At 51.5% G+C, this 26,094-nt stretch carries 29 protein-coding genes; 20 read left to right on the top strand and 9 right to left on the bottom strand.

The genetic code is table 11. The annotated features are described in order from the left end of the window. The first annotated feature begins 141 nt into the window (after positions 1 to 141). From LQZ21_RS02335 to LQZ21_RS02300, 8 genes are all read left to right on the top strand, one after another. The gene (locus LQZ21_RS02335; RefSeq protein WP_411042532.1) at positions 142 to 1,467 is read left to right on the top strand and encodes a lipoprotein N-acyltransferase Lnb domain-containing protein; all 1,326 of its coding nucleotides are present in this window, start codon (positions 142 to 144) and stop codon (positions 1,465 to 1,467) included. A 4-nt stretch (positions 1,468 to 1,471) separates the two neighbouring features. Continuing rightward, positions 1,472 to 2,338, top strand: coding sequence for a lipoyl synthase (lipA, locus tag LQZ21_RS02330; RefSeq protein ID WP_411042531.1), 867 nt, complete (start codon positions 1,472 to 1,474; stop codon positions 2,336 to 2,338). Continuing rightward, positions 2,338 to 2,628 (top strand): hypothetical protein, encoded by a 291-nt coding sequence (locus tag LQZ21_RS02325; RefSeq protein WP_411042530.1) that lies wholly within the window; start codon positions 2,338 to 2,340, stop codon positions 2,626 to 2,628. Before lipA ends, LQZ21_RS02325 begins: the two co-directional genes overlap by 1 nt. Beyond that, positions 2,621 to 3,412, top strand: coding sequence for a lipoate--protein ligase family protein (locus tag LQZ21_RS02320; RefSeq protein WP_411042529.1), 792 nt, complete (start codon positions 2,621 to 2,623; stop codon positions 3,410 to 3,412). Before LQZ21_RS02325 ends, LQZ21_RS02320 begins: the two co-directional genes overlap by 8 nt. Before the next feature lie 45 nt (positions 3,413 to 3,457). Beyond that, complete coding sequence (locus LQZ21_RS02315; protein ID WP_411042528.1) at positions 3,458 to 4,486, top strand: hypothetical protein; 1,029 nt, start codon at positions 3,458 to 3,460, stop codon at positions 4,484 to 4,486. Positions 4,487 to 4,489: 3 nt separating this feature from the next. Continuing rightward, positions 4,490 to 4,738, top strand: a complete 249-nt coding sequence (locus LQZ21_RS02310; protein WP_411042527.1) for a hypothetical protein — start codon at positions 4,490 to 4,492, stop codon at positions 4,736 to 4,738. 181 nt (positions 4,739 to 4,919) lie between these two features. Further along, the gene (locus LQZ21_RS02305; RefSeq protein WP_411042573.1) at positions 4,920 to 5,234 is read left to right on the top strand and encodes a peptidylprolyl isomerase; all 315 of its coding nucleotides are present in this window, start codon (positions 4,920 to 4,922) and stop codon (positions 5,232 to 5,234) included. 220 nt (positions 5,235 to 5,454) lie between these two features. Then, positions 5,455 to 6,708 (top strand): GAF and HD-GYP domain-containing protein, encoded by a 1,254-nt coding sequence (locus tag LQZ21_RS02300; protein WP_411042526.1) that lies wholly within the window; start codon positions 5,455 to 5,457, stop codon positions 6,706 to 6,708. Here the strand turns inward: LQZ21_RS02300 and LQZ21_RS02295 are convergent. From LQZ21_RS02295 to infC, 7 genes are all read right to left on the bottom strand, one after another. Continuing rightward, on the bottom strand, positions 6,671 to 7,159 hold the full coding sequence (locus LQZ21_RS02295; protein WP_411042525.1) for a DUF188 domain-containing protein: 489 nt from the start codon (positions 7,157 to 7,159) through the stop codon (positions 6,671 to 6,673). The genes LQZ21_RS02300 and LQZ21_RS02295 overlap by 38 nt on opposite strands. After that, positions 7,156 to 8,415, bottom strand: coding sequence for a mannose-6-phosphate isomerase, class I (manA, locus tag LQZ21_RS02290; protein WP_411042524.1), 1,260 nt, complete (start codon positions 8,413 to 8,415; stop codon positions 7,156 to 7,158). Before manA ends, LQZ21_RS02295 begins: the two co-directional genes overlap by 4 nt. Before the next feature lie 65 nt (positions 8,416 to 8,480). Beyond that, entirely contained in the window at positions 8,481 to 8,780 is a 300-nt protein-coding gene (locus LQZ21_RS02285) for a cell division protein ZapA (RefSeq protein WP_411042523.1), read from the bottom strand. 9 nt (positions 8,781 to 8,789) lie between these two features. Continuing rightward, entirely contained in the window at positions 8,790 to 9,296 is a 507-nt protein-coding gene (locus LQZ21_RS02280) for a cell division protein ZapB (protein WP_411042522.1), read from the bottom strand. Between the two features lie 3 nt (positions 9,297 to 9,299). After that, on the bottom strand, positions 9,300 to 9,659 hold the full coding sequence (gene rplT / locus LQZ21_RS02275) for a 50S ribosomal protein L20 (protein WP_411042521.1): 360 nt from the start codon (positions 9,657 to 9,659) through the stop codon (positions 9,300 to 9,302). A 12-nt stretch (positions 9,660 to 9,671) separates the two neighbouring features. Further along, complete coding sequence (gene rpmI / locus LQZ21_RS02270; RefSeq protein ID WP_411042520.1) at positions 9,672 to 9,872, bottom strand: 50S ribosomal protein L35; 201 nt, start codon at positions 9,870 to 9,872, stop codon at positions 9,672 to 9,674. A 10-nt stretch (positions 9,873 to 9,882) separates the two neighbouring features. Continuing rightward, complete coding sequence (infC, locus tag LQZ21_RS02265) at positions 9,883 to 10,401, bottom strand: translation initiation factor IF-3 (protein WP_411042519.1); 519 nt, start codon at positions 10,399 to 10,401, stop codon at positions 9,883 to 9,885. 326 nt (positions 10,402 to 10,727) lie between these two features. Here infC and thpR point away from each other — a divergent pair, with 326 nt between their 5' ends. Next, positions 10,728 to 11,348, top strand: a complete 621-nt coding sequence (gene thpR / locus LQZ21_RS02260; RefSeq protein ID WP_411042518.1) for an RNA 2',3'-cyclic phosphodiesterase — start codon at positions 10,728 to 10,730, stop codon at positions 11,346 to 11,348. Between the two features lie 57 nt (positions 11,349 to 11,405). After that, positions 11,406 to 12,104: an L-ribulose-5-phosphate 4-epimerase gene (araD, locus tag LQZ21_RS02255; protein WP_411042517.1), complete on the top strand. Its 699-nt coding sequence runs from the start codon at positions 11,406 to 11,408 to the stop codon at positions 12,102 to 12,104. A 168-nt stretch (positions 12,105 to 12,272) separates the two neighbouring features. Here araD and LQZ21_RS02250 read toward each other — a convergent pair whose 3' ends face one another. Next, positions 12,273 to 13,124: a DUF4097 family beta strand repeat-containing protein gene (locus LQZ21_RS02250; protein ID WP_411042516.1), complete on the bottom strand. Its 852-nt coding sequence runs from the start codon at positions 13,122 to 13,124 to the stop codon at positions 12,273 to 12,275. Positions 13,125 to 13,274: 150 nt separating this feature from the next. On the opposite strand from LQZ21_RS02250, the gene LQZ21_RS02245 reads away from it, so the two are divergent. From LQZ21_RS02245 to LQZ21_RS02200, 10 genes are all read left to right on the top strand, one after another. Further along, positions 13,275 to 14,015 carry a nicotinamidase gene (locus LQZ21_RS02245; protein WP_411042515.1) on the top strand — a complete coding sequence of 247 codons (741 nt, stop codon included), beginning with the start codon at positions 13,275 to 13,277 and terminating at the stop codon, positions 14,013 to 14,015. Further along, positions 14,012 to 15,463, top strand: a complete 1,452-nt coding sequence (locus LQZ21_RS02240) for a nicotinate phosphoribosyltransferase (RefSeq protein ID WP_411042514.1) — start codon at positions 14,012 to 14,014, stop codon at positions 15,461 to 15,463. Before LQZ21_RS02245 ends, LQZ21_RS02240 begins: the two co-directional genes overlap by 4 nt. A 44-nt stretch (positions 15,464 to 15,507) precedes the next feature. Next, on the top strand, positions 15,508 to 17,166 hold the full coding sequence (locus tag LQZ21_RS02235) for a nucleoside kinase (protein ID WP_411042513.1): 1,659 nt from the start codon (positions 15,508 to 15,510) through the stop codon (positions 17,164 to 17,166). Positions 17,167 to 17,316: 150 nt separating this feature from the next. Beyond that, a protein-coding gene (gene prfB, locus LQZ21_RS02230) for a peptide chain release factor 2 (RefSeq protein WP_411042512.1) occupies positions 17,317 to 18,427 on the top strand; the annotation gives its coding sequence in 2 pieces (ribosomal slippage) (positions 17,317 to 17,388 and positions 17,390 to 18,427; 1,110 coding nt in all). Positions 18,428 to 18,461: 34 nt separating this feature from the next. Continuing rightward, positions 18,462 to 19,910 carry a hypothetical protein gene (locus tag LQZ21_RS02225; protein ID WP_411042511.1) on the top strand — a complete coding sequence of 483 codons (1,449 nt, stop codon included), beginning with the start codon at positions 18,462 to 18,464 and terminating at the stop codon, positions 19,908 to 19,910. A gap of 13 nt (positions 19,911 to 19,923) precedes the next feature. Further along, positions 19,924 to 20,892: a signal recognition particle-docking protein FtsY gene (gene ftsY / locus LQZ21_RS02220; protein WP_411042510.1), complete on the top strand. Its 969-nt coding sequence runs from the start codon at positions 19,924 to 19,926 to the stop codon at positions 20,890 to 20,892. A gap of 31 nt (positions 20,893 to 20,923) precedes the next feature. Beyond that, entirely contained in the window at positions 20,924 to 22,006 is a 1,083-nt protein-coding gene (locus LQZ21_RS02215) for a hypothetical protein (protein ID WP_411042509.1), read from the top strand. Continuing rightward, a complete protein-coding gene (locus LQZ21_RS02210; protein WP_411042508.1) occupies positions 22,006 to 23,322 on the top strand; it encodes an ABC transporter permease in 1,317 nt (438 codons plus the stop codon). Before LQZ21_RS02215 ends, LQZ21_RS02210 begins: the two co-directional genes overlap by 1 nt. Continuing rightward, on the top strand, positions 23,315 to 24,031 hold the full coding sequence (locus LQZ21_RS02205) for an ABC transporter ATP-binding protein (RefSeq protein WP_411042507.1): 717 nt from the start codon (positions 23,315 to 23,317) through the stop codon (positions 24,029 to 24,031). Before LQZ21_RS02210 ends, LQZ21_RS02205 begins: the two co-directional genes overlap by 8 nt. Next, positions 24,028 to 25,296 (top strand): FtsX-like permease family protein, encoded by a 1,269-nt coding sequence (locus LQZ21_RS02200; protein ID WP_411042506.1) that lies wholly within the window; start codon positions 24,028 to 24,030, stop codon positions 25,294 to 25,296. The genes LQZ21_RS02205 and LQZ21_RS02200 overlap by 4 nt, the downstream gene beginning before the upstream one ends. Positions 25,297 to 25,332: 36 nt before the next feature. Here the strand turns inward: LQZ21_RS02200 and LQZ21_RS02195 are convergent, their stop codons facing one another. Continuing rightward, positions 25,333 to 26,010, bottom strand: a complete 678-nt coding sequence (locus LQZ21_RS02195) for a hypothetical protein (protein WP_411042505.1) — start codon at positions 26,008 to 26,010, stop codon at positions 25,333 to 25,335. Between the last annotated feature and the right edge of the window lie 84 nt (positions 26,011 to 26,094).

Here is a 26,094-nt window from a genome sequence, read left to right as displayed (position 1 = left end):
TTTGAAACCATCCCCAGGAGCAGTTTTTTGTCTGCCCTTCAAGAAATATCCGGGGATTGTCAGGATTACCGTAATCGTTCAAAATAATTATAATTTGAGGTGGTATTAAAATCCGCATAAAAAAGTGCCAAGGAGTATATATTGAACGGTTTTGGTAAATCCCCTTGTGTTTTAGCGGTTTTGATGGTTCTTTTACTGGTACCTGTTTTTTCTCTTTCCGCCCAGAGTGAAGCCGGGAGAAGCCGGGGGGATTATCTTACCTTAAAAATAGCGGTTATGGGTCCCGGGGATGAACTGTACTTTTGGTGGGGGCATATCGCCCTGATTGTGGAAGATGCCGTATCCGGTCAAAGCCGGTTCTACGATTATGGGCTTTTTTCCTTTAAAAACGTCCGTTTTTTTGTTAATTTTGCCATGGGTCGGCTTCTCTATAGCTGCGGCGTTTCCCCCACCGAGGTTAATATCAATAACTATATCAGGACCAACCGGGACGTAACCATCTATACCCTGAATCTTCCGGCAGGAAAAAAAGAAGCGATATGGTCTTTTGTGGAACAAAATGTGCTTCCCGAAAACCGGGACTACTATTACCACCATTTTAGAGATAACTGCGCCACCCGGATCCGGGACATCATTGATCTTGCCACCAACGGCCAATTTAAGGAACGGTTCGCCCCTGCCCCGGGCCGGTTTACTCTGCGGCAGCATGTCCGCCGGCATACCTGGTTTTCCCCTTTTTTTGACTGGTTCCTCAATTTCCTTATGGGCCAGGGTATCGACACCCCCATAACCGAGTGGGAAGAAATGTTCCTCCCCGCGGAGATAGGGAACCGGATTCAGAATTTCCGGTATACTGATCCCTTGGGGAAGGAACGAACCTTAGTCTCCTCCACGGAGATCCTCTACCGGGCGGTAAACCGGCCGGCGGTTTTGGATAAGCCCCGCCGGCAATGGATCCGGGAACTTTTTTTAGGCCTTTTTATCGCCGGGGTTCTGGTTTTTTTCTTTTGGCTGCGAAAGACAAAACCAAAAATAGGCCGGGTTCTGTTAGGGCTAAGCCAGAGTTTTTTGGGTCTTTTTTTCGGGATCGCCGGGGTTATCCTCTTTTTTATGACTTTTTTTACCAATCACGACTATACCTACCATAACAGTAATTTTCTCTACATAAATCCCCTGATTCTGGCGGCAATTCCCCTGGGTATTAAAGTTGCCTGGGAAAAGGATCAAAAAAAGCGTTTGTTTTCGGAATGGATTTTGCGGGGGCTTTGGACCTATGTGGTCCTGGGGGGTATCCTCTCCATGGTCATCAAACTATTCCCCGGATTTTATCAACAAAACCAGGTAACCCAGGCCCTGGTTTTGCCCTTTGCCCTGGTTTTAAGTTTTATACCCCCGGGCGGAAAAATGTTTTTGAAGGGGCTTGTTCCAAAATTCGGTTGGTTTCGGAAAAAAGCGGGGACAAGGTAAGATAATGACTGAAAAAAAGGCCCCTAAAAAGCCCGATTGGATCCGGGTTAAGGCGCCTGCGGGGGATACTTGGAAACGGGTGCGGGGGATAATCGAAAAGCACCGGCTTCATACGGTCTGCGATGAAGCCCAATGTCCCAATAGGGGAGAGTGTTGGGGCTCCGGAACCGCCACCTTTATGATCCTGGGGGACCTCTGTACCCGGGCCTGCCGGTTCTGTGCGGTGGCCTCCGCCCGGAAAGGACGGTCCCTTTGGGAAGCGGAGGGCCGGGAAATTGCCCGGGCAGTGGAGGAATTAAAGCTCAGGTATGTGGTACTTACCTCGGTGGATCGGGATGATCTGCCCCTGCGGGGAGCGGATCATTTTGCCGCCTGTGTCGGAACCATCAAAGCACAGAACCCCGGTATACGGGTAGAAGTCCTTATCCCTGATTATACCGAATCGGAGCTGGCCTATTTTGCGGAACAAAAACCGGATGTATTGGCCCATAACGTGGAAACGGTACGTTCCCTCCAGTGGGTTCGGGATAGGCGGGCTTCCTTTGATAAGAGCCTCGCCACCCTCAGGGCGGCTAAGAATCCCGGCTTGTCAGGTATTTCGGTTACCAAATCAAGCCTTATGCTTGGATTGGGGGAAAAAAGGGAGGAGGTGCTTTCCGCCATGGACGAACTCCGTTCGGTTGGGGTAGATATCCTAGTCCTCGGACAGTACCTCAGGCCGTCCCCGGCTCAGATTCCGGTAGCCGAATATATACCCCCTGAAGAATTTCAGCGTTATGCCGAAGAAGCCCGGGCCCGGGGTTTTACCTCGGTGGTGTCCTCCCCTTTGGCAAGAACCAGCTACCATGCCCTGGCCGCGGCGGAGGTATAATGCGGCTGGAAGGGTTGGGGAAACCGGAGGGATGCAAACTTATACGGTTCACCGCCGAGGTGGAACAGGGCCATATCAGGACCATCAGTATCCGGGGGGATTTTTTTGCCAGTCCCGAAGAACGGTTTGACCGGGTGGAACAGGGACTTTCCGGTACGGCGGTGGCGGATTTGTCCCGAACCTTTGATTTATTGATGTGCCGGGAGGGTATTGAGGCCTTCGGCATAAACGGCGCGGGATTAGCAAGGGTGGTTTATGCCGCCCTGGATGAGGAGCATAGCCATGGCTAAGTATCCCTTTCGGCTCCTCAAAACCGGTTATGGAAACGCCTTTTATAATATGGGTCTGGACGAGGCCCTGCTGGAATCCGTGGCCCGGGGAACTTCCCCGCCGGTATTACGTTTATACGGCTGGAACCCTCCGGCGGTATCGGTAGGATATTTCCAGGGGCTCACGGAGGAGATTGACCTGGAGGCCTGCAAACGTTATGGGGTGGATGTGGTCCGCCGTATCTCCGGAGGCGGGGCGGTTTTTCACCAGGCCGAGTTGACCTATAGCATGGTGATGCCCCTCACCCATCCCCTGGCGGGCAGTACCATCCATGAATCCTATGAACTCCTCTGTGCCGGCATCATCCGGGGCTTGGATCTCTTGGGGGTCCCCTCCCGGTTTATACCGATCAACGATATCATATCCGGGGAACGAAAAATTTCCGGTAACGCCCAGACCCGCAGGATGGGCTGCCTCCTCCAGCATGGAACCATTTTATTGGAGAACCATGTGGACCTTATGTTTGAACTCCTCCGGGTCCCGTCGGAAAAACTCAAAGGTAAGCTTATTCAGGATGTGAAGGATCGGATTACCAGCCTCAAAACCCTTCTGGGCCGGCCGGTTCCCTTTGCCGAGGCGGAAAATGCCCTGGCAAAGGGATTCAGCCAGGCCCTGTCCCTGGAATTTATCCGGACCGTCCCCTGGATCGGAGGGGAGGCCCCGGATACCCGGCAGGAAGAGCGCCGGGCCCGGGAACTGGCGGTTGAAAAATTCAGTTCCCCCGAATGGCTTTTTAGGCGGTAAGGCTCGCCCTTTATCCAAGGTTTTTTTTTATATATACTATTATTTATGAAGTTTTCGGTAATACCCTTGGTATGGATGATGCTCCTGGGTCTTTTTCCTTTAGCAGGGGAGGAAATAATTAACACCGAACCCCCGGAAGAATCTGAAGTTTCGGGGGATGAGCCGGTTTTTTTCCCCATTTATGCTCTTTTGTCAGCCCTCGACGCGCCGGACATACGGTGGCAGCCCGATTGGCCCGTGGCCATGCCCCCGGATGCCTTTGTGGTGGAAAATGGGCGGCCCCGTTCCATTACCCTTACCTTGGATTCCGCATCCTGGCGGGTAACCCGGAATCGGGATGAATTATTCACGGATTTTCCCTTTTTATTTCAGGGAAATTTTATCCAGGTCCGGAGGGTTTTGGGCGCATCCGGTAACATTCAGGAACTTATCATAGAGGATACCGACCGGCCGTGGAATATCGAATTCCTCGATGGGGATGATCCGGCCCTTTTGGTAATGAGGATAACCCAGGGGGAGGAGGTCTTTTTTGGGGTGGTACAAAACGCCCTTACCGGGGATATGGAAACCTGGTATGATCGGAACGGAAATCCCCTGGCGGTATGTACCTATCTGTTCAACCGACCCGGCTCGGGGATCCTAACAATGCAAAATCAATATACCGATGGGGAGATCCAGATAGAACAGCATCAAAACAGCTTCGGAAATATTTCGGAGATTAATTCCCCCCTGGGAAGATTTTCCGCGGGGTATACCAAAGATGGCCGGCCCCGGTATTGGGAGCGGCGCCTGCTCCGGCCTATGCCGGCGGATGTAGAGGGGGAAGAACCGGTTCTCTCGGAATTCCATCAATCATATGCCTTTCAGTGGAATGAGGGAGGTTTTCTGGTGCGTCTCACCGGAACTCCCGGTCCCGATGAGACCGATCCGGTGGATTTTCGTTATGACTATACCCTGGACGAAAGGGGGAATTGGATAGAACGCCGGGAGATTCGGATGATCCCCCGTTTTGGGATTCTGGTCCCCAGTCCGGGCGCCCGGATAATCCGGACGATTGAATATGGAGAGGATTGAGGGGTGGCTTCATCGGTGGATTGGCGGGATATCAAATATGAAGAGGTTTTTGAACAAGAGATTCGGGGCTTGTTACGCCGCCGGGAATCGGATCCGACCTGTACCGTCGCGGATCTGGAAGGGGTGCTTCAGCATCTGTATCACATGGACGGCGCCGATTGGACCGGCCGGGGTGAAGTCCAGGATATCACCATGGCGGCTACCATTGCGGCCTACGAGCATATAATTGCCCAATGGAAAGCTGAAAAATAGTTCGATTTTTTTCTTTATTGTTACTTTTCCCCATAAATATTGTTATTATAAATAGGAAAATGCTTAATCTTTTCCCTGTTTCTTCTTATTCCTCCTTTTCTTTTTGATTCAGCTCCGGGGTTACTCCTTTCCCCGGGGCTTTTTTATTCAAATTGGTTGACTCTTTGTTTAAGAAGCCCTAATATCGTACTATAATAGTAACGGGGAGGATAAAACTATGGAATGGCGCGCAAGTCATATTCTGGTTAAAGATAAAACATTGGCGGAAGATCTGTTAAAACGGATTAAACAGGGGGCCCCATTTGAGCCCCTGGCCCGGGAATTTTCGACCTGCCCTTCAAAATCTTCCGGGGGGGATCTGGGGTGGTTTGGTCCCGGTAAAATGGTGGTTCCCTTTGAAGCGGCGGTTAAACGGCTTTCGCCCGGATCCGTTGGTGATGTGGTGCAGACCCAATTCGGTTATCATATTATCAAATGTACCGGCCGGAAAGAATAGCGCCAATCCCAAAATCCAGGCGGTTTTTGGGATTGGTTATAAAAAAAGTAAGTAAGCTCCAATTTAAGCTGGTTTGCGGTTCAGCTTACTTGTTAAGCAGAGTTTGTCTTTCAAAATCATGGTTTTACCGAGCAGCAGGATTTTGAAACAGTCTCAGGTAAAAGTTCGGTATTATTGATGCGAAAGGTGTTCCTGCCTGTAAAGCCCAAAAGGGAATCTCATGGCGATTAGAAAAAGTGAATATCGGTCAATTATTCGCCTTGATCATGAATTAAATCAAATTCAGGATTTGGATCTCCTTTTGGAGCGTATTTTATTGGAAGCCCGCCGGGTAGTTCACGCGGACGCGGGATCAATTTATGTCAAAGAGTGGGTACGGGAGCAAGACCGGAATGTTGAAAAGCTCGTCATAAAATATGCCCATAACGATACCCTGCAGAAAGAATTACCCCCGGGACATAAACTTATTTATTCGGTATTTTCCCTAAATATTGATAAACAGACCATTTCCGGCTATTGCGGCGCAACTCAGGAATTAGTTAATGTTCCTGATGTCTATCACATCCCCCAAACTGCTCCCTATTCCTTCAATACCTCCTATGATCGTATTGCTGGATATAAAACTATTTCTACCCTGGCAATCCCCCTCAAGACCGCCGAGGATCGTCTTATGGGGGTAATCCAGATGATCAACGCTAAGGATAAAGCGGGGCATATCATTCCCTTTTCCAAGGATGATGAATTTCTTCTCTCCCATTTTGCGGTCAATGCTACGGTGGTCCTACAGCGGGCCTATATGACCAGGGCCATGATCCTCAGGGTGATTAAGATGTCGGAACTGCGGGACCCGAAAGAGACCGGTCCCCACGTAAACCGGGTAGCCGGTTACGCGGTGGAGATCTACGATAAATGGGCGGCCCGCCAGCATATTTCAGAAGCTGAGCGGGAGCGTTTTCGGGATACCCTGCGGATCGCCGCCATGCTCCACGATGTAGGAAAAGTGGCTATTTCGGATGTCATCTTAAAAAAGCCCGCCCGGTTTATTCAGGAAGAATACCTTATCATGCAGCATCATACCCTATATGGGGCGGCCTTATTCGACGATCCCCAGTCCGACCTGGACATTATTGCCCGGGATGTTGCCCTTACCCACCATGAAAATTGGGATGGAACCGGATATCCCGGATGGATTGATCCGAGTACGGAAAAACCGATTAAAACCGATGCCGACGGGAACCCCCTGGGTCGAAAAGGGGAAGAAATACCCCTTCCCGGCCGGATCGTTGCCATCGCGGATGTATATGATGCCCTCTGTTCCAAACGGATTTACAAGGAACCCTGGTCCGAGGAACGGGTTTTAGAAGAGATCCGGCAATTATCGGGGAAAAAATTTGATCCCCTCCTGGTGGAATGTTTTTTTGAGAGCCTGCACAATATCAAACAGATCCAGGCGCTTTTCCCTGAGCAAGAGTAGCTTCCCGGATAAGCCGGGATAGGATCCGGTCAAAACTGTCGGCAAAGGTCTTGAGTTCCCGTTTTCCGTAGGATCCGCCCCGGCCGTTGCCAAGGCCGTGTTCCGCGAGGCCCACCATAAAATCCTTAAGGGACAGACATTCCCCGATGTTTTCCTGGTCAAAGACCCTTCCCCGGTCATCTATGACGGTAATGGCTGCCGCCACAAGCCGGGCCGCCAGAACAATGTCCCGGGTAATGGCCAGATCCCCCGGTTCTGCCAGGGAGATGATCCGGTGGTCCGCCGCATCATCTCCGGGGGGACAGAGCACCATCATCCCCCGGTCTCCGCCTATACCCGGAATCAGCCGGTTCGCGGCAAATATAGCCCGGATACCGGTTCGTACGGACGCGCGCAGGATCGTTTCCCGGACCAGGACCGGGCAGGAATCGGCGTCTACCAGGATCTTCACCAAAGCCCGGCTTCTTCCCGGAGGTCCGTGGTACCCACCCCGGCGGCATAGAGGGTATAGGTTCCCTCCAGGGAGAGTCCTTTTGCGGCAATTCCCGCGGGAATAAAAGCGCTTTCCCCCTTTTCCAGACTCCACTTTTCCCCGGGGGTTTTTTGTTCGATGGTGACCTTACCCCCGGTGACCACAAAGATAAAAGGCCCTTCCCCGAAAAAGTCCGCCCTTGGTCCCCGGCCCTCCCGGCAGGAAAGGGAAAATTCCCTGCAGGGAACGGGATAGCTGAAAAAAGCGGTCGGGGATTCCGGAGGCTTTAATATTTCCGGGTAAAAGGGGGAAAAATTGAGGATATATACCAACTCATCGACATCCACATGTTTTGATGTCAAACCGCCCCGAAGCACATTATCCGAATTGGCCATAAGTTCCACCCCAAAACCATGGACATAGGCGTGAAGGATCCCCGAGGGAAGATAGATCGCCTCTCCGGGATTGAGGTTGATACAGTTAAGGTAGAGGGGGGCGATAAGTGCCGGGTCCCCGGGATAAAGCTCCGCAAAGTAGGCGGAAAGACGCCATTCATCGGTAAATTCCGGATGGGCTTTTTCCAAAACCGCCCGTTGAAGGATCCCGTTGGTTAATTCTTCGGTAACCTCCCGGGGGAAACTGAAGAGAAGGCGGATAAAATCCTTAAGCCCTCCGGGCTTATCCAGGGCGGATTTCAGTTTATCCAAAGCCATTCCCAGGGGCCTTTGCGGGGGAAAAAGTTCCCCCAGGGCTTCAAGGCGGCGCCGGATCTCGCCGGGGACGCGAAACCCACACATGGCCTGAAAGGGGCTTAAAGCGCAAAGAACTTCCGGTTTATGGTTGGCATCCTTGTAGTTCCGGTTGGGAGCATTCAGGGCCAGTCCTTCCCGGTTTTCCCGGTCCCACCCTTCTTTTGCCTGTTCCAGGCTGGGATGGGCTTGGATGGAAAGGGGCTTAGCCGCGGCCAGGAGTTTGTACAAGAAGGGGAGGGTACCGAAGATCCGATTTACCGCTTCCCCCAGGTAATAAAGGGGGTCCCGGCTTATCAAGGCGGAGAGTAACAGATCCTCCCCTTGCAGGGATACCCGGGAAGGACCTTCAGGGTGTACCCCCATCCACAATTCAGCCCACGGTTCCCTGCGGGGGTTTGTATGGCCTAATAAACCGGGGATCCATTCGGGGGAACCCCATCCATAGGGTTTTACCTGGTTTTTCAGTTTAAAAATCTGAAACATACCACATTTTACCCGGCCTTTACCAAAGGGACAAGCGAGGAAGCAGAGCCTGCCCCTGGCGGCGGTTATCCTTTATCCTCCAGAACCTTGTCAACCCGGACAATCATATCCAAGAGGAGTTTCTCCGCTTCCTGGAAATCGTGCTGGTCAAAGTCATTTTTTTGTTTTTTTTGTAGTTCATCGCAAAGTAAAAAACCGGTGATAATGGCAAGTTTAAGGGGATCCTCGATACCGGTTTTTTTTTGGGTATTTTCCACGGCGGAACGGAAATAAGCTAAAAGACTTTCAAGGTAAGCGGAGTCTTCGTTCGCGGAAATTGAAAAGGATGTCCCCAGTATAGTAATACGGAGGTCACTTTTCGGCATATAAACCCCTTAAAAAATATCCAATTCCGCGGTATTGGTAGAAGCGTCACCCGTGGTTTCCCCGGCTTCTGGAGGTTCTGAAATTTCCGTTTCCGGTTCGAACAAGCCCGTATCGAACTCAGCCGCCGTTAAAAGGGGCTCATCCTCCGGTGATTCCGAAAGATACCCCTCATCCGGGGGGTCGAGCGGAACCTTGGAGTCCCGGTTGGAATCGCCGCTTTTATCGGCTTCGATTTTCTCCGGCGGTATCCCCGCCCCGTTTAGGTTAGGGAAAAAACTCTTCTCTACGGCATCCTCAAATTGGTTGAGCCGATTAAGGGCGGAAATAATTCCTTCCTCAATGCGGCCCTGATCTTCTTTAAAACGTTGAATTAACACCTCAAGCTCATCAATCCGTCTCTGATAGGCATCCAATTTTTCCTTCAGGAGTGTATTTTCACCGGTTACCTGGCTGACAAAATCAAGGGCCTTGGCGACCTTAGTTTCCAATAATTTGACTTGCTCAAGGGTTACCATGGATTATGCCCCCAATGCCGTTTTTGCCTGGGCTACTACCGCTTTAAAGGCGCCGGAATCTTCCACCGCCAGAGCCGCCAGGGTTTTTCGGTTTATGGTTACCCCCGCCTTATTAAGACCGTCCACCAACCGGGAATAGGAGAGTCCCTCCGCCCGGCAGGCCGCGTTTATCCGGATAATCCAAAGCCGCCGAAAATCACCTTTCCGGTCTTTCCGATCCCGGTAGGCATACGAAAGCGCTTTTGCAACCGCGTCTTTGGCGGTTTTATAATTGGAATGCCGCCGGCCCCAATACCCTTTTGCCAGTTTAAGTATTTTTTTACGATGATCCTTTCTTTTAGAACCGTCTATTGCTCTTGACATAACAAAACACTCCTATCCGTAGGGTAATAATTTCTTTTTGATCGCCGGCACATTGTCGCCGGACAAGATCCCGGCATGGCGGAGATTCCGTTTCCGCTTACTTGACTTTTTGGTAAGAATATGGCGAAGGTTTTGTTTTTTGTATTTTACCTTGCCTGTTCCCGTAAAGGAATAGCGCTTCGCGGCGCTTTTTTTGGTCTTCATTTTCGGCATATGCCACCCTCTATTTCTTAGACTTGGGACTTAAAACCATGGACATAAACCGGCCTTCCATGGCCGGGGCCTTATCCATGACATAATCCCCTTCAAGACGTTTTAAAACATCTTTAAGAACATCCAATCCCAGTTCGGTATGGGCGAGTTCCCGCCCGCGAAAACGAACCGTTACTTTAACCTTATTGCCATCGGCAAGAAATTCCCGGACATGTTTTGATTTAAAATCCATATCATGTTCATCAATCTTGGGCTGCATACGGATTTCTTTCAGCTTTAAAAGCTTTTGTTTCTTTTTTGAATCCCGGACTTTCTTTTCATTCTCAAATTTAAATTTACCATAATCCAGAATTTTGACCACCGGCGGAACCGCCTGAGGGGCTACTTCCACCAGGTCAAGACCCTGTTCCCTGGCCATTTCGAGCGCTTCGGTGATGGACAAAATCCCCTGGGGTCCTCCATCCTCCCGAACAAGGCGGACCTCCCGCACCCGAATCTGTTCATTAATTCGTAAATCCTTATCTGCCAACTGGCCTCCTCGTAAATTTCCGGCATAAAGGGGGTATATACCGGAAATTTTATTTAGTATAACAAAGATGAAGTGGAATGTCCAGTCATTTTGGGTCCTAATTGTCAAGCCGCCATCGAATCCTGCTTATGTCAAGGAGGCGGTTTCAAAAATTGAAGCCCAGGGAGGCTTCCGTTGACAAAAATAGTTCTTTTGTATATATCGATATTTTAGTGGAAGGGGGATTTTCATACCCAAGGCACATTACGTTTGTCGGGTTTGCCTCGGTTGTCATAGGGGATTTTTCGAAACCCCCGGGTTAGGAAAATCCCCAGGGGAGTATTTTTATGCGGACCTTTGTTGCCCTGGAGCTTCCCCCTGAATTTATCCCTTCCCTTCATCAAATACAGGCAAGATTACAGGATCGTTATCCCCATTTCCGTTGGAGCAGGGAAGAAAATCACCACATAACCCTGGCCTTTCTTGGCGAGGTGGATGAAAAAGGGGTAGCCCTGCTACAAGAAGCCCTACAAGAAACCCTACAAAATACGGCGGCTTTTTCCATAAGTGCGGGAAGAATCATCACCTTTCCCCCGGGGGGAGCGGTACGGATTCTTGCCCTGGATATTGAAAGGGGGAAAAATGATATACGAAATTTAGCCGCCTGCTTTGAAAAAAAACTCGCCGCCCTGGGGGAACGGGAAGCTTATTCCTTTAGGAAGCCGGAAACCCGGCCCTATACCCCCCATATAACCTTGGCCCGGAAAGGCGGGGTGGCCGTAACCTTACCAGGGGATGAGCGGAATTGGTCCATCCATGCCCAGGGGGTGATTCGGAAAGTTACGGTATTTAAGTCGGATCTGTACCGGGAAGGTCCTCACTACACTGCCCTGGCCGTGTTTCCCCTCAAACCTCCGGAAGGACCGTCTTACCGCCTCCCCACTGATATTTTAAAACCGGAACGTTAGATTGCCTTCTATATTTTTATTGGTATTTATAATAACGTTCTATAAAAGGGAAAAATTATGGTAGAACAATTAAAACAGGCGGTTTGCGAGGCCAATTTGCTGCTCCCCCGGTACGGGTTGGTTACCTTTACCTGGGGTAATGTTTCCGGTATTGACCGTGGCCGGGGGGTGGTGGTGATAAAACCTTCGGGGGTTGCGTACGATAAACTTAGCCCTGGTGATATGGTAGTCCTTGACCTGGAGGGCCGGAAGCTTGAGGGGACGCTGAACCCTTCCTCTGATACCGACACCCATCTGGAGTTATACCGGGCTTTTCCGAATATCGGCGGGGTGGTACATACCCATAGCCGTTGGGCGACCATCTTTGCCCAGGCCGGAACCGGTGTACCCCCTTACGGTACAACCCATGGGGATTATTTCTATGGGGAGATCCCCTGTACCAGGCGGATGACCGCGGAGGAGATCCGGGAAAACTATGAATGGGAAACGGGCAGGGTTATCGTAGAAACCTTTAACGACCGGGACTACGATGCGGTTCCCGCCGTATTGGTCCATAGCCATGGTCCTTTTTCTTGGGGGAAGGATCCCGCGGAAGCGGTCCATAATGCCGTGGTTTTGGAAGAAGTAGCCATGATGGCCTGGCATGCCCGCCTGTTGACGTCCGCCCTTCAGCCAATGCAGGGGGAATTGTTGGATAAGCATTACCTCCGCAAACACGGTGCCGGAGCATATTACGGTCAGCAGGAAAAGTCTTGAGTGAAAGACCGGATACTCCAGGGCGGTTCCAAAACCAGCTTACGTTTTGGTACAAGCTTCTCGATGCTAAGGACCCGCACAAGAATAAAATGCAGGGCATTTTGTTCTAATTGCTTACGCAATAAAGAAACAACATGACCATTCGGTCATGTTGTTTCTGCGCGGGTCCTAAAGCATTTCCTCCGGGGGGCGTATATTCATATGCATGGTGATATTCCCCACACCGGTTCGGGATCGTATGGTATATACCGGCTCAGGACCGACCGGCATTTTCAACGGACCGCTGTTCGCCCGGTGGTACTGTTGGTCCGGTGAATCAAGCCGTATATTTCCGCTTCCTGTCAGGGCATCGAAGTTAAAGGAAAGCGTCTCGGGCAGGGACAGGACTATGGCCCCGATGCCGGTCTCGAATGAAAGGTTCCCGGTTACATATTCCATCCCCATGGTTATCCATCCCAAGGAGGTTCGGAAAGTCCCTGCGCCCCGGGCGGATTGAACCAGGATGGAGCCGCTGATGGCATCAAGCCACATATTACCTTCCGCATGATCTATCCTGATATTTCCATTGGACGACTTTATGTATATATTTTCAGCCGCGACCCGCCCCAGGGTTACGGAACCGCTGGAAAGCTCTACCGCCAAATTTTTTAAGGTAAGCTCCGTTTCGGACGTAAGGGTACCGGTATTAATAAAGATACTGCAATTTTGCCGGTAAGACCGGGGGATATATACCTCAATTTTAACATTCGTCTGATTAGAGGCAGTCCATTGGCCATCTATAATAGAAAGGACGGAACCCTCAAGGGAAATATTCCCAAAATTTTCCAGCGTATTCCCATTCGTATACGCTTTTAATATCAATTCATCGTTATCACTTTCCAATAGGGTAAGGTGAGCCGTGGTATATGAGATGATAAGGGAGGTAACTCCCCTTGTTTCGATGGATGTACTATGGTTTCCAGGGGTATTTTCCAAAGAAAAACTCTGAACCGCCATACCCAGGGTTATAAGTATCGCCATGACTTTAATATTCCGCCGAGTTTTTAGAACCATAGATTTTAAATCTCCTTTTCAGTATAGTATACTCCAATAAGGCTTTGTCCCGCAACCTCACACGGGAAATCTTGTCGCATCCCTTTTTCCGTCGTATTATAGAAAGAGGAGCGATTTATGACGATCGATTTTTCTAAATCCGTGCTTCTGGCAATTGACATCCAAAATGATTTTTGTCCGGCCTATCTTTCAAAGGACGGCAAAAAACGGCCTGCCGGAGCCTTGGCGGTAAACCGGGGGGATAGGGTTATTGGACCCATCAACCGGGCGGCGGAAAAATTTGCCGAAAGAAAGGGAGAAACTATCGCCACCCAGGATTGGCATCCCCTCCGGCACGTTTCCTTTGCCGCATCCCATCCGGGAAAGCAAATTAACGACCTTATCACCCTGCCGGTTTCGGAAGAGGCGGTACGGCGGTATCGGCAGCGGTTTCCCGGCCTGGATCCTATCCATAGGGAAATATCCCAGATCCTGTGGCCGGTTCATTGCATACAGGACAGTGAGGGCGCCGATTTTCATGATGAGCTCCGGAGGGATCTTTTTACCCTGAGCCTCCGTAAGGGATCCCGGGAAGATCTGGATTCCTACTCCGCTTTTTTTGAAAATGACCGGTGTACTCCGACGGAACTTCATGATTACCTCCGGGCCCGTTCCATCAATACCATTTTGATAGGGGGGCTCGCCACGGATTATTGTGTGTTTTATAGTGTGATGGATGGAATTCGGCTGGGCTATAGGGTTATGGTCCTGGAGGATGCGGTGGCGGGGGTGGATTATCCCCCAGGCTCGGTGGAGCGGGCCGTCAAAACCATGAAGGACGGGGGGGCGATCTTTATCGCTTCCCGGGATATAGTATGAACCATATTTCAGCGTTATTCGCGGATTTTTATTCCCTTACCATGGCCCAAGGCTACTGGAAGAAGGGGCTTAATTCCCAGGCGGTGTTTGAGATGTTTTTCCGTCGGCAGCCCTTTTCCGGGGGATTTTCCATATTTGCCGGATTGGGGACTTTGTTGGAGGCGATCAAAACCTTTTCCTATTCCCCCGAAGATATCGCCTATTTGGCGGGTCTTGGTATTTTCGAAAAGGACTTTCTCGATTATCTCTCGGGTTTTCGCTTTACCGGCTCCCTCTGGGCCATGGATGAAGGGACCGTGATATTCCCCCAGGAACCCATCATCAGGATCCGGGGGGAGCTTATCCAATGCCAGATAATAGAAGGGCTGATCCTCAATATCATTAATTTTCAAAGCCTCATCGCTACCAAAACCGCCCGGATCTGGCTTGCATCCGGCAAAGGTTCGCTCATGGAATTCGGTCTTCGCCGGGCCCAGGGGTACGACGGGGCCATGTCGGCTTCCCGGGCGGCCTTTATCGGCGGCGCCGTGGGTACCTCCAATATCCTGGCGGGCAAGGAATTCGGGATCCCTGTTTTGGGAACTATGGCCCATTCCTGGGTCATGGCCCACAACAGCGAAGAGGAGGCTTTCGAGGCCTATGCACAGATGTACCCGGACCGGACCATTTTTCTTATCGATACCTATGATACCTTGAAAAGCGGGGTATTAAATGCGATAAAGGCAGGGAGACGCCTCACCGCCCAAGGGAAAAATTTCGGGGTCCGCCTTGATTCCGGGGATATCCACTACCTCTCCATGGAAGTCCGGAAGCTTTTTGATGCCGCCGGTCTTACCAAAGCAACCATTGCGGTTTCCAATGATCTGGATGAAACCATCATCCAAACCCTTACCGACGCGGGGGCTCCCATTGACTCCTGGGGGGTGGGGACCAATATGGTGACCGGGGGCAATGAGGCGGCTTTTACCGGGGTATATAAACTCGCCGCCCGGGAGAACGGGGAGGGCCGCCCAATACCGGTTATGAAATTCTCCGACAACCCCGAAAAGACCACCAACCCCGCGGTAAAACAGGTCTGGCGGGTAAAGGATTCCCAGGGAATGGCCGTGGCGGATGTCCTCAGCCGGGAGGATGATCCCGCCGGCCCTGAAACCATAGAACCGGGGAACCGCTATGCCTTTTGGCATCCATCGGCGGATTACCGCCATTTTTATCATACCGTGGAGGGTTCCGCGGAACCCCTCCTTAAGTTACGGCTTGCCCAGGAGGAAGTGACGGCGGTTCTCCCTTCTCTTAAAGAAATTCAAAAGAAGGTTCAAGTGGGCCTGGAAACCTTTGATACGAGTTACAAACGCTTCCTCAATCCCCACATTTACAAAGTTTCTATGACCCAAAAGCTGCGGACCCTCAAATTGGACCTTATCAGGAATTACCTGGGGGATTTATAGATTGAGTCGGTTTAAAAACCCTTTCGTTTTTTAGAGGAGTATTTATGAACGAGATCCAGGTATATTTTCCTGATGGTTCTTCCATCGGCTGTCCCTTTGGGACCCAGGTGGACACCCTTTTAGACCGTTTCGGCGTCATTCCCGGAGGAGTGGCGGCGGTACGGGTAAATAATGAAATTTTGCCCCTCTCCACCAGGCTTGAAGTCAATTCAACCCTGGAGCCCGTACCCCTGGAAGCCCCCGACGGGGTCATGATCTATCGCCGGTCCCTGGCCTTTCTCCTGGCGGTGGCCGCCCGGAATCTATTTCCCGATCGGAGCCTCTATGTGGGGCATTCCTTGGGGAATAGCTATTATTATACCTTTGCGGATGAAAAAAAGCCCCACCATAAGGAGATTGCGGATCTTACCCGGGAAATGAACAACCTGGTTGCGGAGGACCTCCCCATTTCCTTTGGGTATATGGCCTATGGGGAAGCCCTGGCGCTCTTTAAAAAAAACAAACAAACCGATACCAGCCTCCTCCTGGAGCAGCGGAGTGAATCCAAGATCAAGATTAATGAGTGTAAAGGGTTTGTGGATCTTTATATTGCCCCCCTGGTAAACCGGACCGGGATCCTAAGGGCCTTTTCCCTTTTGCCCTACCATGAGGGGTTTCTCCTCTGCTTCCCCGGTGTCGGCAGAGGTAATGCCCTTGATCCCTTTGAAGACAGTCCCAAGATCTTTTCGGTCTACCGTGAATATAAAATGTGGGGCCGCATCGTGGGGGTCCACGCGGTGGGACATCTCAACCGGCTGGTATCGGAACGGACCGTCAAAGAGTATATCAGGATTGCCGAGGCCTTCCAGGTTAATAAAATAGCCGAAATCGCCGCGAAAATATATGAAAAACAGAATACCGTCAAGGTAATCCTCATTGCCGGTCCCTCCAGTTCCGGTAAAACCACCACCGCCAAGCGGCTCTCCATCCAGCTTAAGGTTATGGGCATAGACCCGGTGGCCATAAGCTTGGACGATTATTATGTCAATACCGATAAGACCCCCCGGGATGAAAAAGGAGAGCCTGATTACGAATGTCTCGAAGCCCTGGATGTACCCTATCTTAACGAACAACTGCTGGCCCTTTTGGACGGTAAAGAGGTGGAAATTCCCTTCTTTGACTTCAAAATAGGAAGACGCAGGGAAGGGGAGGGCCGGCGGGTCCGGATGACCAGGAGGACCATCCTCATCGTGGAAGGTATCCACGGTCTGAACGATGCCCTGACCCCCCAGATAGAGGGGGATAAAAAATTTAAGCTCTATGTATCCGCCCTCACCCAGCTCAACCTGGATGACCATAACCGTATCCCCACCAGTGATAACCGGCTTTTGCGGCGGATTGTTCGGGATTATCAATTCCGGGGAAACAGTGCCGTGGGTACTATCAAGATGTGGCCCAGCGTTCAGCGGGGTGAACGGAAACACATATTCCCCTTTCAGAATGCGGCGGATGTGGCTTTTAATTCCGCCCTGGATTATGAATTGGCGGTCCTGAAATTTTATGCTGAGCCCCTGCTCCGTTTGGTAAAACCGGATATACCCGAATACTCCGAGGCGGTGCGGCTCCTCTCTTTTCTTGAAAATTTCGCCCCTATCCCTCCCCAATTTGTACCGGGGCAGAGTATCCTCAGGGAATTTATCGGGGAGAGCGAATTTAAATATTAGACAAGGCTTTCCCCAAACCGACCGAATGTTGAAACCGGCTCTCTCACCGGATTATTCGGAGACTCCGGGGCGGAGGGTTTATTACCCTTTGACTTAACCGGTACTTTTTCATATCCTATGAAGTATGTTTATGTCCGGAAAGGAGTGATTATGTTATTATCCGAATTAGGGGGACCCATTACCGAATTAAAGGCCCGGATCTACGCTACCTGGAGGCGTCTTTGAGGCGTCTTCCTTTGGGGATCGGATAAGCGCCCTGGAAGCCCGGGCAGGGGAAAGTAATTTCTGGAATGATTCGGCCCAGGCGGAAAAAACCATGGGGGAACTTAAGGCCCTCAAAAACAGGTATGAACCCTGGAAGGAGTTGGTGGCGGAAATTGACGATTTAGCCGTTCTCTATGAACTGGCCGAAGAGGCCCATGACGAATCCCAGGGAGCGGAAATTGAAGCCGCTTTAAAGGCCATTTCCACCCGGTATGAGGAACGGAATATTTTTGAACTCATGCCCGGGGAGGTGGACGGTAACGGTTGTTTCCTTACCATCCATTCCGGCGCCGGGGGAACCGAAGCCTGCGACTGGTCCCAGATGCTTTACCGGATGTACTTGCGCTGGGCGGAGCGAAAGGGCTTTGCCATAGAGGAGGTGGATCGCCTGGAAGCCGAAGGAGGAATCAAGTCCGCCACTGCCCGAATAGCGGGGGATTATGCCTACGGATACCTCAAGGGAGAATCCGGGGTGCATAGATTGGTAAGGATATCCCCCTTTGACGCCAATGCCCGGCGGCATACTTCCTTCGCGTCGGTGTATGTGTTCCCGGTCATAGACGATACCATAGAAGTGGATATACGCCCCGAAGATCTCCGGGTGGATACCTACCGTTCCGGGGGCGCCGGGGGGCAGCATGTGAACAAGACCGACAGCGCTGTCCGGTTTACCCATCTTCCCACGGGGATCGTGGTGGCCTGTCAGAATGAACGGAGCCAGATTAAAAACCGGGCCATCGCCATGAGTATGCTCAAAGCCCGGTTGTATGAGTATTACCGGCAGGAAAAAGAAAAGGAAAACGAAAAGTTTGCCCAGGAAAAAAAGGATATTTCCTGGGGAAATCAAATCAGGTCCTATGTATTCCAGCCCTATACCATGGTTAAGGATTACCGAACCAAGGCCGAAATTGGTAATATCCAGGCCGTAATGGATGGAGACATAGATCTTTTTATAGAGGAGTATTTACGCTTTGCTTGGAATAACTCCCACGCCTAAAAAAACAAAGGGCGATCATCGGCGGGCTCTTTTTTTGGGTTCCCTCGTATTTTTAATTGTTTCGGTTCCGGCGGTATTCGGACGGGGAAAGACCCAGGAAGAGCCGAAAGAACCCCTTAATACGGAGTGGACCCTCTGTATCAGCGCCTTGGATATTACGAAACTGCCCCCCGGCCGGCAATTTATCGGGGATATTTTGGCGAGGGACCTGGTTTACGCCCTTAACCGGGTGGAACGCCGGGAACGATCCGCCCCGGAATATGCCTATTATGAGGGCGCCGCCTGGTCCAAATCCAGGACCGAAGCGGCTAAAAGTCTTACGGCGAAACGGAATGAGCGGGATCTTCTGCTCTTTAAGGGTGAGCCGGATTGGAAGTATCGAAGCCGGCTGGAAATTATTGAAGAGGAAATAAAAAAACTTGAGCAGGCACTGAAAAAGACCGAGGAGGAAAGTCCTCCCATTGCGGTCAAACCGGCATTTATCCTTACCGAGGCCAATCTTAACGGTTCCTTTCCCCCTCCCCCCCAGGAGGGAGGGGAGTATTCCTTCTGCGTAAACCAGAAAGCCGATGCCCTGCTTTTGGGAGAGGTATTTGAATACTTCGGGCGGATAAATTTAAGCCTTAAGCTGTATACCCTCTATGCCCGTTCCTTTATCTATGAGGATACCATTATCTTTTCTCCCGAAGATATAAACTCCGCCATGACTGAATTAGCGAACCGTTTGGCCGGCGAGGTGTCCGGAACGCTCCCGGCTATGGTGGCGGTTAAAACTGATCCCGAAGATGCGCTCATCATGATCCAAAACTCCTTTGCAGGTTTGGGGAAGACCGATATTTTAGAATATCCCCCCGGGGAGGTAATCATAGAAGCCTTTGCGGAAAACTATGGCCTGATTTCCACCCCCTTGGAGCTTAATTCCGGGGAACTTACGGATTTGACCCTCACCTTACCCCCCACTCCACAGGACAGGTTTGATATCAGGGTTTCCGATACCTCCCCCCAGGGGGCACTGTACCGGGGTGCCCTCTTTCTCGGGGAACCTCCCCTAAGCATGATGGTACCCAAAAATCAATATGAATATATCTGGATTGAGACTCCCGGGGGAAGTACCGATTCGATGGCTTTTAGCGCCACGCCGAACCGGGCAGGAAACCTCATCACGTTAAAACCGTCCATGTCCTATCTTCCCGGAGAAAACCAGGTTGAAACGGCGAGGCATAAATTTTACGGAGCTTGGGGACGGTTTTGGATAGCCCTGCCTTTGACGGTACTGCTCTATGGAATATCAACCGCCTATGCGCCCACTGTTCACGGACAGAATCCTGGTTTGTATCCTCAAAGTTCAAATGTACTCCTTCATAATACTTATTTTTTCCTCGGCGCTTTTGTGACAACCGGTTTCTTTATCGGCGAATGGTTATACCGGACCTACGGTTATATTTCTACCGCCAGCGAAGATGCGGTTCCCTTGCTAAAATAGGAAGGCATTTTTTATGAAAGCAAACAGTTTTGCCGGTCGTATAAAAAGTTTTTTTGGAGTAAAAAAGGCAATTAACGATGAATTATATGAGGACCTGGCCGATCTCCTGGTAGAGGGGGATTTCGGCGCCGTTGAAGCGTTCAAAACCGTGGATAAACTCAAGGAACATTGCAGAAAAGAAAAGATAAACGACGGAGAAGGGGTACGCCGTGCTTTGGCGGAAATTTTGACCCAGGAGCTTTTACCATCGGGTTTTTCCGATAAGGGTGATTCCGTATATGACTTTTTTAGATCCCCGGCAAAACCGGTATCGAGCCCGCAAAAAATGGGGGTAATCCTTCTTTTGGGGGTTAACGGGGTTGGAAAAACCACTACCGCCGCAAAACTGGCCCACCGGGTCTTGTCCCTGAACCGGGGCAGGCCCCTGCTGGCGGCGGCGGATACCTTTCGGGCGGCGGCCGTCGATCAGCTTAAGATCCATGGCGAACGGATAGGGAGCCGGGTTATTGCCCATAAACCCGGGGGAGATCCCGCGGCGGTGGTTTATGACGCGGTGGAAGCCGCCCAGGCGGGGGGCGGAGAGGTGATCATCGCCGATACCGCCGGCCGGATGCATACCAAAACCGCCCTGGTGGAGGAATTAAAAAAAATAGACCGGGTGGTGGAATCCAAGGTGGCGGGGGGATTTTATGTGAAGTGGCTGGTATTGGATGCCACCACCGGCAGGAATGCCCTGGCCCAGGCCGAGATTTTTCATGGAGCGGTTACCCTGGACGGGATCATCCTTACCAAATACGATTCCGGCGCCAAAGGAGGGGTGGTATATTCCTTAGCCGCGGAGCTTCACCTTCCGGTGATCTTTTTATGTGACGGTGAAAGATACGGGGACCTCCAATTTTTTGATCCCCGGGAATACACAAGAAATTTTGTAGGCCTGGAACCTTTAGAAAGCCCCGGGTCCTCAAAGGAGGCCGGCCATTAAGGGATGGTATCGCCTTCCGCTTTTCCTTTTTATGGCGGCGGAGATCGCCGGTGCGGCGGACTGGTATATCTCTAATGCCGCGGGAATGGCCCTGGAACCGGCCTTTTCTCGGCTCGCGTTGCGGGAAAAATATGCCCTTTCCGTTGAAACGGTTCAGGCCTCAGAATTACCCCCTGAGATACGCGGTTATTATAATCCTAGCTTCCTGATTGAACGGCGAATTCTCTATGAAAACGGTAATGAATCCCGGCGGCAATGGATATTCAGAGACTCCGGGGGGAAAACAAGGTTGAACGCGGTGCTTATCCCTCCCCTTGAAGCCTCTGCCGAGGAGGATACCCCCGACTCGGAAGAGGAAACGGAGGATACATCCCAGGGTCCTCCGGGGTTTATTGAAATTTATAATGGGGATAACCTTATGGTGGAAGAACACCGTTTGAATACTGACGGTTCCGATGAAATAATCAACTATATGTATAACAATAAGATCCTTATCAGAACCGAAACCAGGCTCAAAATCCCCCCTTCCGATGAGGAGGAAGAAATTACTCAGAACCTATGGACCGATTATTACCGGTATAGCCGCTTCGCTTCCATCCGGGGGATTAACCGGGTATACCATAGCGATATTCCTATGGACAGGGTACGGTTTCCCCATATGGTACTTGACGTGGGGAGACCGGGGAATTTCATCGGCCCTAATGCTGCCTATAGCTCGATTTTTTTACAGGATGTTTTTATAAACCGGGGCGACCGGGTCGTATATACCACCGATAGCCGGGGGAGGATCCTCACTGAAACCAGATATGATGAAGCGGACGAGGTTATAGGCGAAATCAAAAACACGTGGTCCGAGGATAATAAAATTCAATCGGTGCATTGGATTGCCGGGGAAGATGATCGGCTGCTTGAATATGAATACGATGATGCGGGGGACCGTATAGAGGAGCGGAATTACAACAAGGGTGTTTTGGAACGGATGGTCCGACTCGAAGGTCCGCGGGAGGTGGAGACCTTATATATGCAGGGACGGCCTGTCCTCAGGGCGATCTGGGAAGAGGGCCGCAAAACATCCGAAGAGCGGATCCGTTCCCGGCCGGAGACCACAGACTAATGGGCAGCTTTCGGTGGATAGGTTTTGTGGCAGCCCGGTATATTTCAAAAAAACGGAAGGACCGGTCAAATTCCTCCATGATCCTCGCGGCATTGGGAATTTTTATCGGTGTTTTGGCCTTGACGGTGATCCTGGCGGTGATGAATGGATTCCAGTTGGGGTTTATCGAAAGCATCCTGGAAATATCTTCTTTTCATATACGCCTTGAATCTCTTCCCGAAGCTGAAAAGAACCGGGTTATGGAAGTCGCCGCCCTTCCGGGAGTTACCGCTATCCTTCCTTTTCTGGAACTTACCGGTATAATCCGGGGAAACTGGGGAGGACAACAGGTGGCGGCGGTTCGGGGGCTGCCCCCGGACGCCCTGGAAAGGGATGCGGGGATGGCAAAAAAAATCGATATGGTCCGGGGAAGCTTTGACATAACCGGAGCCGATTCCATACTGCTAGGGGTAGAACTGGCCCGGCGGCTTGATGTGGATGTGGGGGATGAACTCTCTCTTCTTTCCATTTCAGGAATATTCCCCGAGGATGCTTCTCCGGAAGATTCCGTTTTTACGGTGAGGGGGATCTTTAGAACCGAGTTTTATGAATACGATCTGGGTTGGGCCTTTATCAACCTGGATAAAGCCATCCTGCTTGCGGGAAAGGATACCCTTTCTCTGGGAATAAAACTTAAAAACCGCTGGCAGGATCAGCGGATAGCCGCCCGGCTCCGGGATCTTCCCGAATTTAAGGAGGGGGAGGGGTATACCATCAAATCCTGGCGGGACTATAACCGGGCTTTTTTTGGTGCCCTGCGGACGGAAAAACTCCTGATGTTTGTTTTGGTGGGACTCATCTTTATCGTGGTAGGGCTCAATATTTTCCAGGCCCAGCGGAAGGCGGTACTGGAACGCCGGGAGGATATCGGGCTGCTTCGGGCGGTGGGGGGGAGTGACCGGGCGGTACGGCTTATTTTTGTCTGGGACGGGTTTTTTATCGGTATCACGGGAGCAGGACTTGGAACCCTCTTGGGGCTTATTTTAGCCTGTAACATCGGCGTCTTTTTTACCGTCCTTGAGACCGTGGTCAACGGCTTTATCGATCTGTTTAATTTTATATCCCTTTCTTTATTCGGTTCCGGTGTCCCGGGGGATGGGGGATTCGCTTTTTTTTCCCCGACGGTTTTTTATATTAAAGAGATTCCCTCCCGGGTCATTCCCCAGGAAGTATTCTTGATCTTCATGTTTGGTTTTTTATCCGCGGTTTTTGCCGCCTGGTTTGCCTCAAGAAAGATTTCCCTCACTAGGCCGGCGGAGGTGCTGCGTTATGAATGAAGTCGATGGAAAAAACATACTGGTATCGGTTCGGGACATCGTCAAGGATTATAAATCCGGCGCGGAAATTTTGCATATCCTCAAGGGTATCACCTTTGATATACCCGAGGGGAGTTCCGTAGCCGTCAGCGGTCACAGCGGCAGCGGGAAAAGCACCCTCCTCAATATCCTGGGCGGTCTTGACCGTGCTGATGCCGGGTCCGTTGATGTGGGCGGGGTGAAAATCACCGGACTTTCGGAGAGCGGCTTGAGTTCCTACCGAAGCCATAAGGTGGGTTTTATTTTTCAGTTTCACTATCTATTAAAGGATTTTACCGCATTGGAAAACGTCATGCTTCCCGCGTATATGGCGGGGATGCGGAAGAAGGATGCCCTGGAACGGGCCCGGGTCCTTCTGGGGGATGTGAAGATGGAGGAACGGATCCACCATTTCCCTTCTCAGCTTTCCGGCGGAGAACGGCAGCGGGTAGCGGTAGCCCGGGCCATGGTTAATGACCCCGATATCATTCTTGCGGACGAGCCCACGGGTAACCTGGATCCGGTGAACAGTTTGGTGGTGGCGGAACTTTTATACGCCGGGGCGGAAAAGTGGGGTAAAACCCTGATTGTGGTTACCCATGAGGAACAGGTGGCAAAGCGGGCCGGGCTCCGCTATACCCTGGAAGCGGGTATCCTCCGGAAAACCGAAATAAGCGGGGACCGGCGGTGAAGTTTGGTTCCAGTTTTTTTGTTGCCCTCCGGTACCTTCTCGGCAGGGCCCGTGAGGGGGGGCGGTACCTCAGGGGCGCGGTGGCAGGGATAGCCCTCAGCCTTATTCCTATCATAGTTACCCTTATTGTGGCGGACGGTATGATCCGGGGAATTACCGACCGGTATCTTGAATTAGGGACCGGTCACCTGCAGGTATATAACTTCAGAGATCCCGGGGATATTGAGGACCTAATCCCCCGCATGTCCGGAATTGGGGAAGTCCGGGGGATTTGGCCCGAACAGCAAGGCTTGGGGGTCCTGGTAGGTAAATCGGGAAAGACCGGGGCCGCTATCCGGGCGGTGGATCCTGCTTTTTGGAATTATGATGAACGGGGTAGTTATCTGATTACCCTTTCGGGAACCACAAAAATCGAATCCCCCCGGGAGGTTCTTTTGGGAGAAGAACTGGCCCAATCCGCAGGGGTTGCAGTGGGGGATACCGTCAGAATCATGACCATCCGGGTGACCGAAGACGGCAGGAATATTCCCCGGTTTCTTCCCTTTACGGTCCGGGGTATTGTTTCTTCCGGGTATCGGGAATTGGATTCCCTTTGGTGCATTATGAGTTATGAAGGGGGCAAACAGTTTCTGGCACCGGAATTATCCTATACCCATCTGATCGTAAAAATAGCCGATCCCTATAAGGATGCCAATAGGGTTGCCGCATCCCTCTATCAAACCCTGGGGCCCGGATTTGGAATCTATACCTGGAAAGAACTACAACGTTCCCAATATCAATCCTACGAATCCACCCGGCAGCTTCTCCTCTTTATCATGGCCCTCATTGTGGTGGTGGCGGCGGTCAATGTATCCTCTGCCACATCCATGCTGGTCATTGAGCGCAGCCGGGATATCGCGGTCCTCAAGGCTTTCGGGACAAACCCCCGGGAAATCAGCCGGATTTTTCTCTGCGGTTCTTTTTTAACCGGTCTATTGGGGGCACTTATTGGCATTGCCCTGGGGCTTATCATAGGAAATTACATCAATTCCCTTATTCATGGCCTGGAAATCGTCCTTGGTTTTTTTTCATCTCTTTTTAACCGGGAAGGAACGGTTAAGATCCTCGATCCCGGATTTTACCTTGAAATCATCCCCATTATCATTGATTGGACCATGATTTTTTTTATCGGTTTTTTTACGATTCTCTGTTCCATGCTCGCCTCCTGGATTCCTGCCCACCGGGCAGGGAAAATACCCCCCATGGAATTGCTGCGGAAATATTAATCCGGTAACCCCGATAATCCCTATCGTTCCGGCTGTTTACGAAACCACCACGCACGCTATCCCGCTGGGCCTGCCCATAAGGTCCCGGTTCTGCCAGCAGGCGGTAATTGACAGCACCGAACCGGAGGCTTCAGGCGGCAGATCGAGGGTGTAGGGGAAGCGGGTTATCAGCCTGCTTTGGGTGAGGGCGTCCCGGTCGGTGATGGGCTCCTTGCCCCAGGCGTATTTCACCACACAGCCGTTGCAGCCGTAGGGGATGGCGCGGCTCTCCGGTGTCTTCTCGTCGTGGACGCGGATTTCCACCCGGGCGTTGCCCAGGGGCTTGAGTTCCTCCAGGACCGGCACGGTGGCGGGCACGCCGGAGGGGGTAGGAATGGTATCCTTGTTGTGGACGCCCATGGCGGTGCGGTCCTCGTTGGTAACCGGATCAAACTTGAGGTACTGGGCCGTGAAGGGGCGGATAACGGCTTTGGCGGCTTTCCGCTCGTCGTTTTTGGCCTCGGTGTCCACCCGCGTATGGGGCCCCACCGTCTTGAGGTACGCGGCGTGCCAGGCGTCGTAGCGGGCTGCCAGGGCCGTAACCTTTTCCGCGGGGATGTGCGTCCACGCGGGGGGCGTCCCGGAGGTCTTTGTTACCACATAGTTCTGGTAGTTCAGGAACCAGCCGTCAAAATCAGCATCCCGGGTGGGGATATAATCGGCATTATGGGCCATTTTTCACTCCTTATTGTTCTCTAGTACGATATTGATGATGGTAAACCGCTCACCGGTTTTTATTTACGGCTCCCGGTCTTTTAT

The sequence above is a fragment of the Treponema sp. TIM-1 genome (assembly GCF_046533115.1).
GTDB lineage: Bacteria > Spirochaetota > Spirochaetia > Treponematales > Breznakiellaceae > JAIRMO01.
Note: the sequence above shows the minus strand (reverse complement) of the source record. Positions and strands in the feature narration are given on the sequence as shown.

Excerpts from the sequence above, each read along its gene's own strand:
- lipA (WP_411042531.1), top strand. The coding sequence starts at position 1,472 with ATGACTGAAAAAAAGGCCCCTAAAAAGCCCGATTGGATCCGGGTTAAG.
- LQZ21_RS02325 (WP_411042530.1), top strand. The coding sequence starts at position 2,338 with ATGCGGCTGGAAGGGTTGGGGAAACCGGAGGGATGCAAACTTATACGG.
- LQZ21_RS02320 (WP_411042529.1), top strand. The coding sequence starts at position 2,621 with ATGGCTAAGTATCCCTTTCGGCTCCTCAAAACCGGTTATGGAAACGCC.
- LQZ21_RS02315 (WP_411042528.1), top strand. The coding sequence starts at position 3,458 with ATGAAGTTTTCGGTAATACCCTTGGTATGGATGATGCTCCTGGGTCTT.
- LQZ21_RS02300 (WP_411042526.1), top strand. The coding sequence starts at position 5,455 with ATGGCGATTAGAAAAAGTGAATATCGGTCAATTATTCGCCTTGATCAT.
- manA (WP_411042524.1), bottom strand. The coding sequence starts at position 8,415 with ATGTTTCAGATTTTTAAACTGAAAAACCAGGTAAAACCCTATGGATGG.
- LQZ21_RS02285 (WP_411042523.1), bottom strand. The coding sequence starts at position 8,780 with ATGCCGAAAAGTGACCTCCGTATTACTATACTGGGGACATCCTTTTCA.
- LQZ21_RS02280 (WP_411042522.1), bottom strand. The coding sequence starts at position 9,296 with ATGGTAACCCTTGAGCAAGTCAAATTATTGGAAACTAAGGTCGCCAAG.
- rplT (WP_411042521.1), bottom strand. The coding sequence starts at position 9,659 with ATGTCAAGAGCAATAGACGGTTCTAAAAGAAAGGATCATCGTAAAAAA.
- rpmI (WP_411042520.1), bottom strand. The coding sequence starts at position 9,872 with ATGCCGAAAATGAAGACCAAAAAAAGCGCCGCGAAGCGCTATTCCTTT.
- thpR (WP_411042518.1), top strand. The coding sequence starts at position 10,728 with ATGCGGACCTTTGTTGCCCTGGAGCTTCCCCCTGAATTTATCCCTTCC.
- araD (WP_411042517.1), top strand. The coding sequence starts at position 11,406 with ATGGTAGAACAATTAAAACAGGCGGTTTGCGAGGCCAATTTGCTGCTC.
- LQZ21_RS02250 (WP_411042516.1), bottom strand. The coding sequence starts at position 13,124 with ATGGCGATACTTATAACCCTGGGTATGGCGGTTCAGAGTTTTTCTTTG.
- LQZ21_RS02245 (WP_411042515.1), top strand. The coding sequence starts at position 13,275 with ATGACGATCGATTTTTCTAAATCCGTGCTTCTGGCAATTGACATCCAA.
- LQZ21_RS02240 (WP_411042514.1), top strand. The coding sequence starts at position 14,012 with ATGAACCATATTTCAGCGTTATTCGCGGATTTTTATTCCCTTACCATG.
- LQZ21_RS02235 (WP_411042513.1), top strand. The coding sequence starts at position 15,508 with ATGAACGAGATCCAGGTATATTTTCCTGATGGTTCTTCCATCGGCTGT.
- ftsY (WP_411042510.1), top strand. The coding sequence starts at position 19,924 with ATGAAAGCAAACAGTTTTGCCGGTCGTATAAAAAGTTTTTTTGGAGTA.
- LQZ21_RS02215 (WP_411042509.1), top strand. The coding sequence starts at position 20,924 with ATGGCGGCGGAGATCGCCGGTGCGGCGGACTGGTATATCTCTAATGCC.
- LQZ21_RS02210 (WP_411042508.1), top strand. The coding sequence starts at position 22,006 with ATGGGCAGCTTTCGGTGGATAGGTTTTGTGGCAGCCCGGTATATTTCA.
- LQZ21_RS02205 (WP_411042507.1), top strand. The coding sequence starts at position 23,315 with ATGAATGAAGTCGATGGAAAAAACATACTGGTATCGGTTCGGGACATC.
- LQZ21_RS02195 (WP_411042505.1), bottom strand. The coding sequence starts at position 26,010 with ATGGCCCATAATGCCGATTATATCCCCACCCGGGATGCTGATTTTGAC.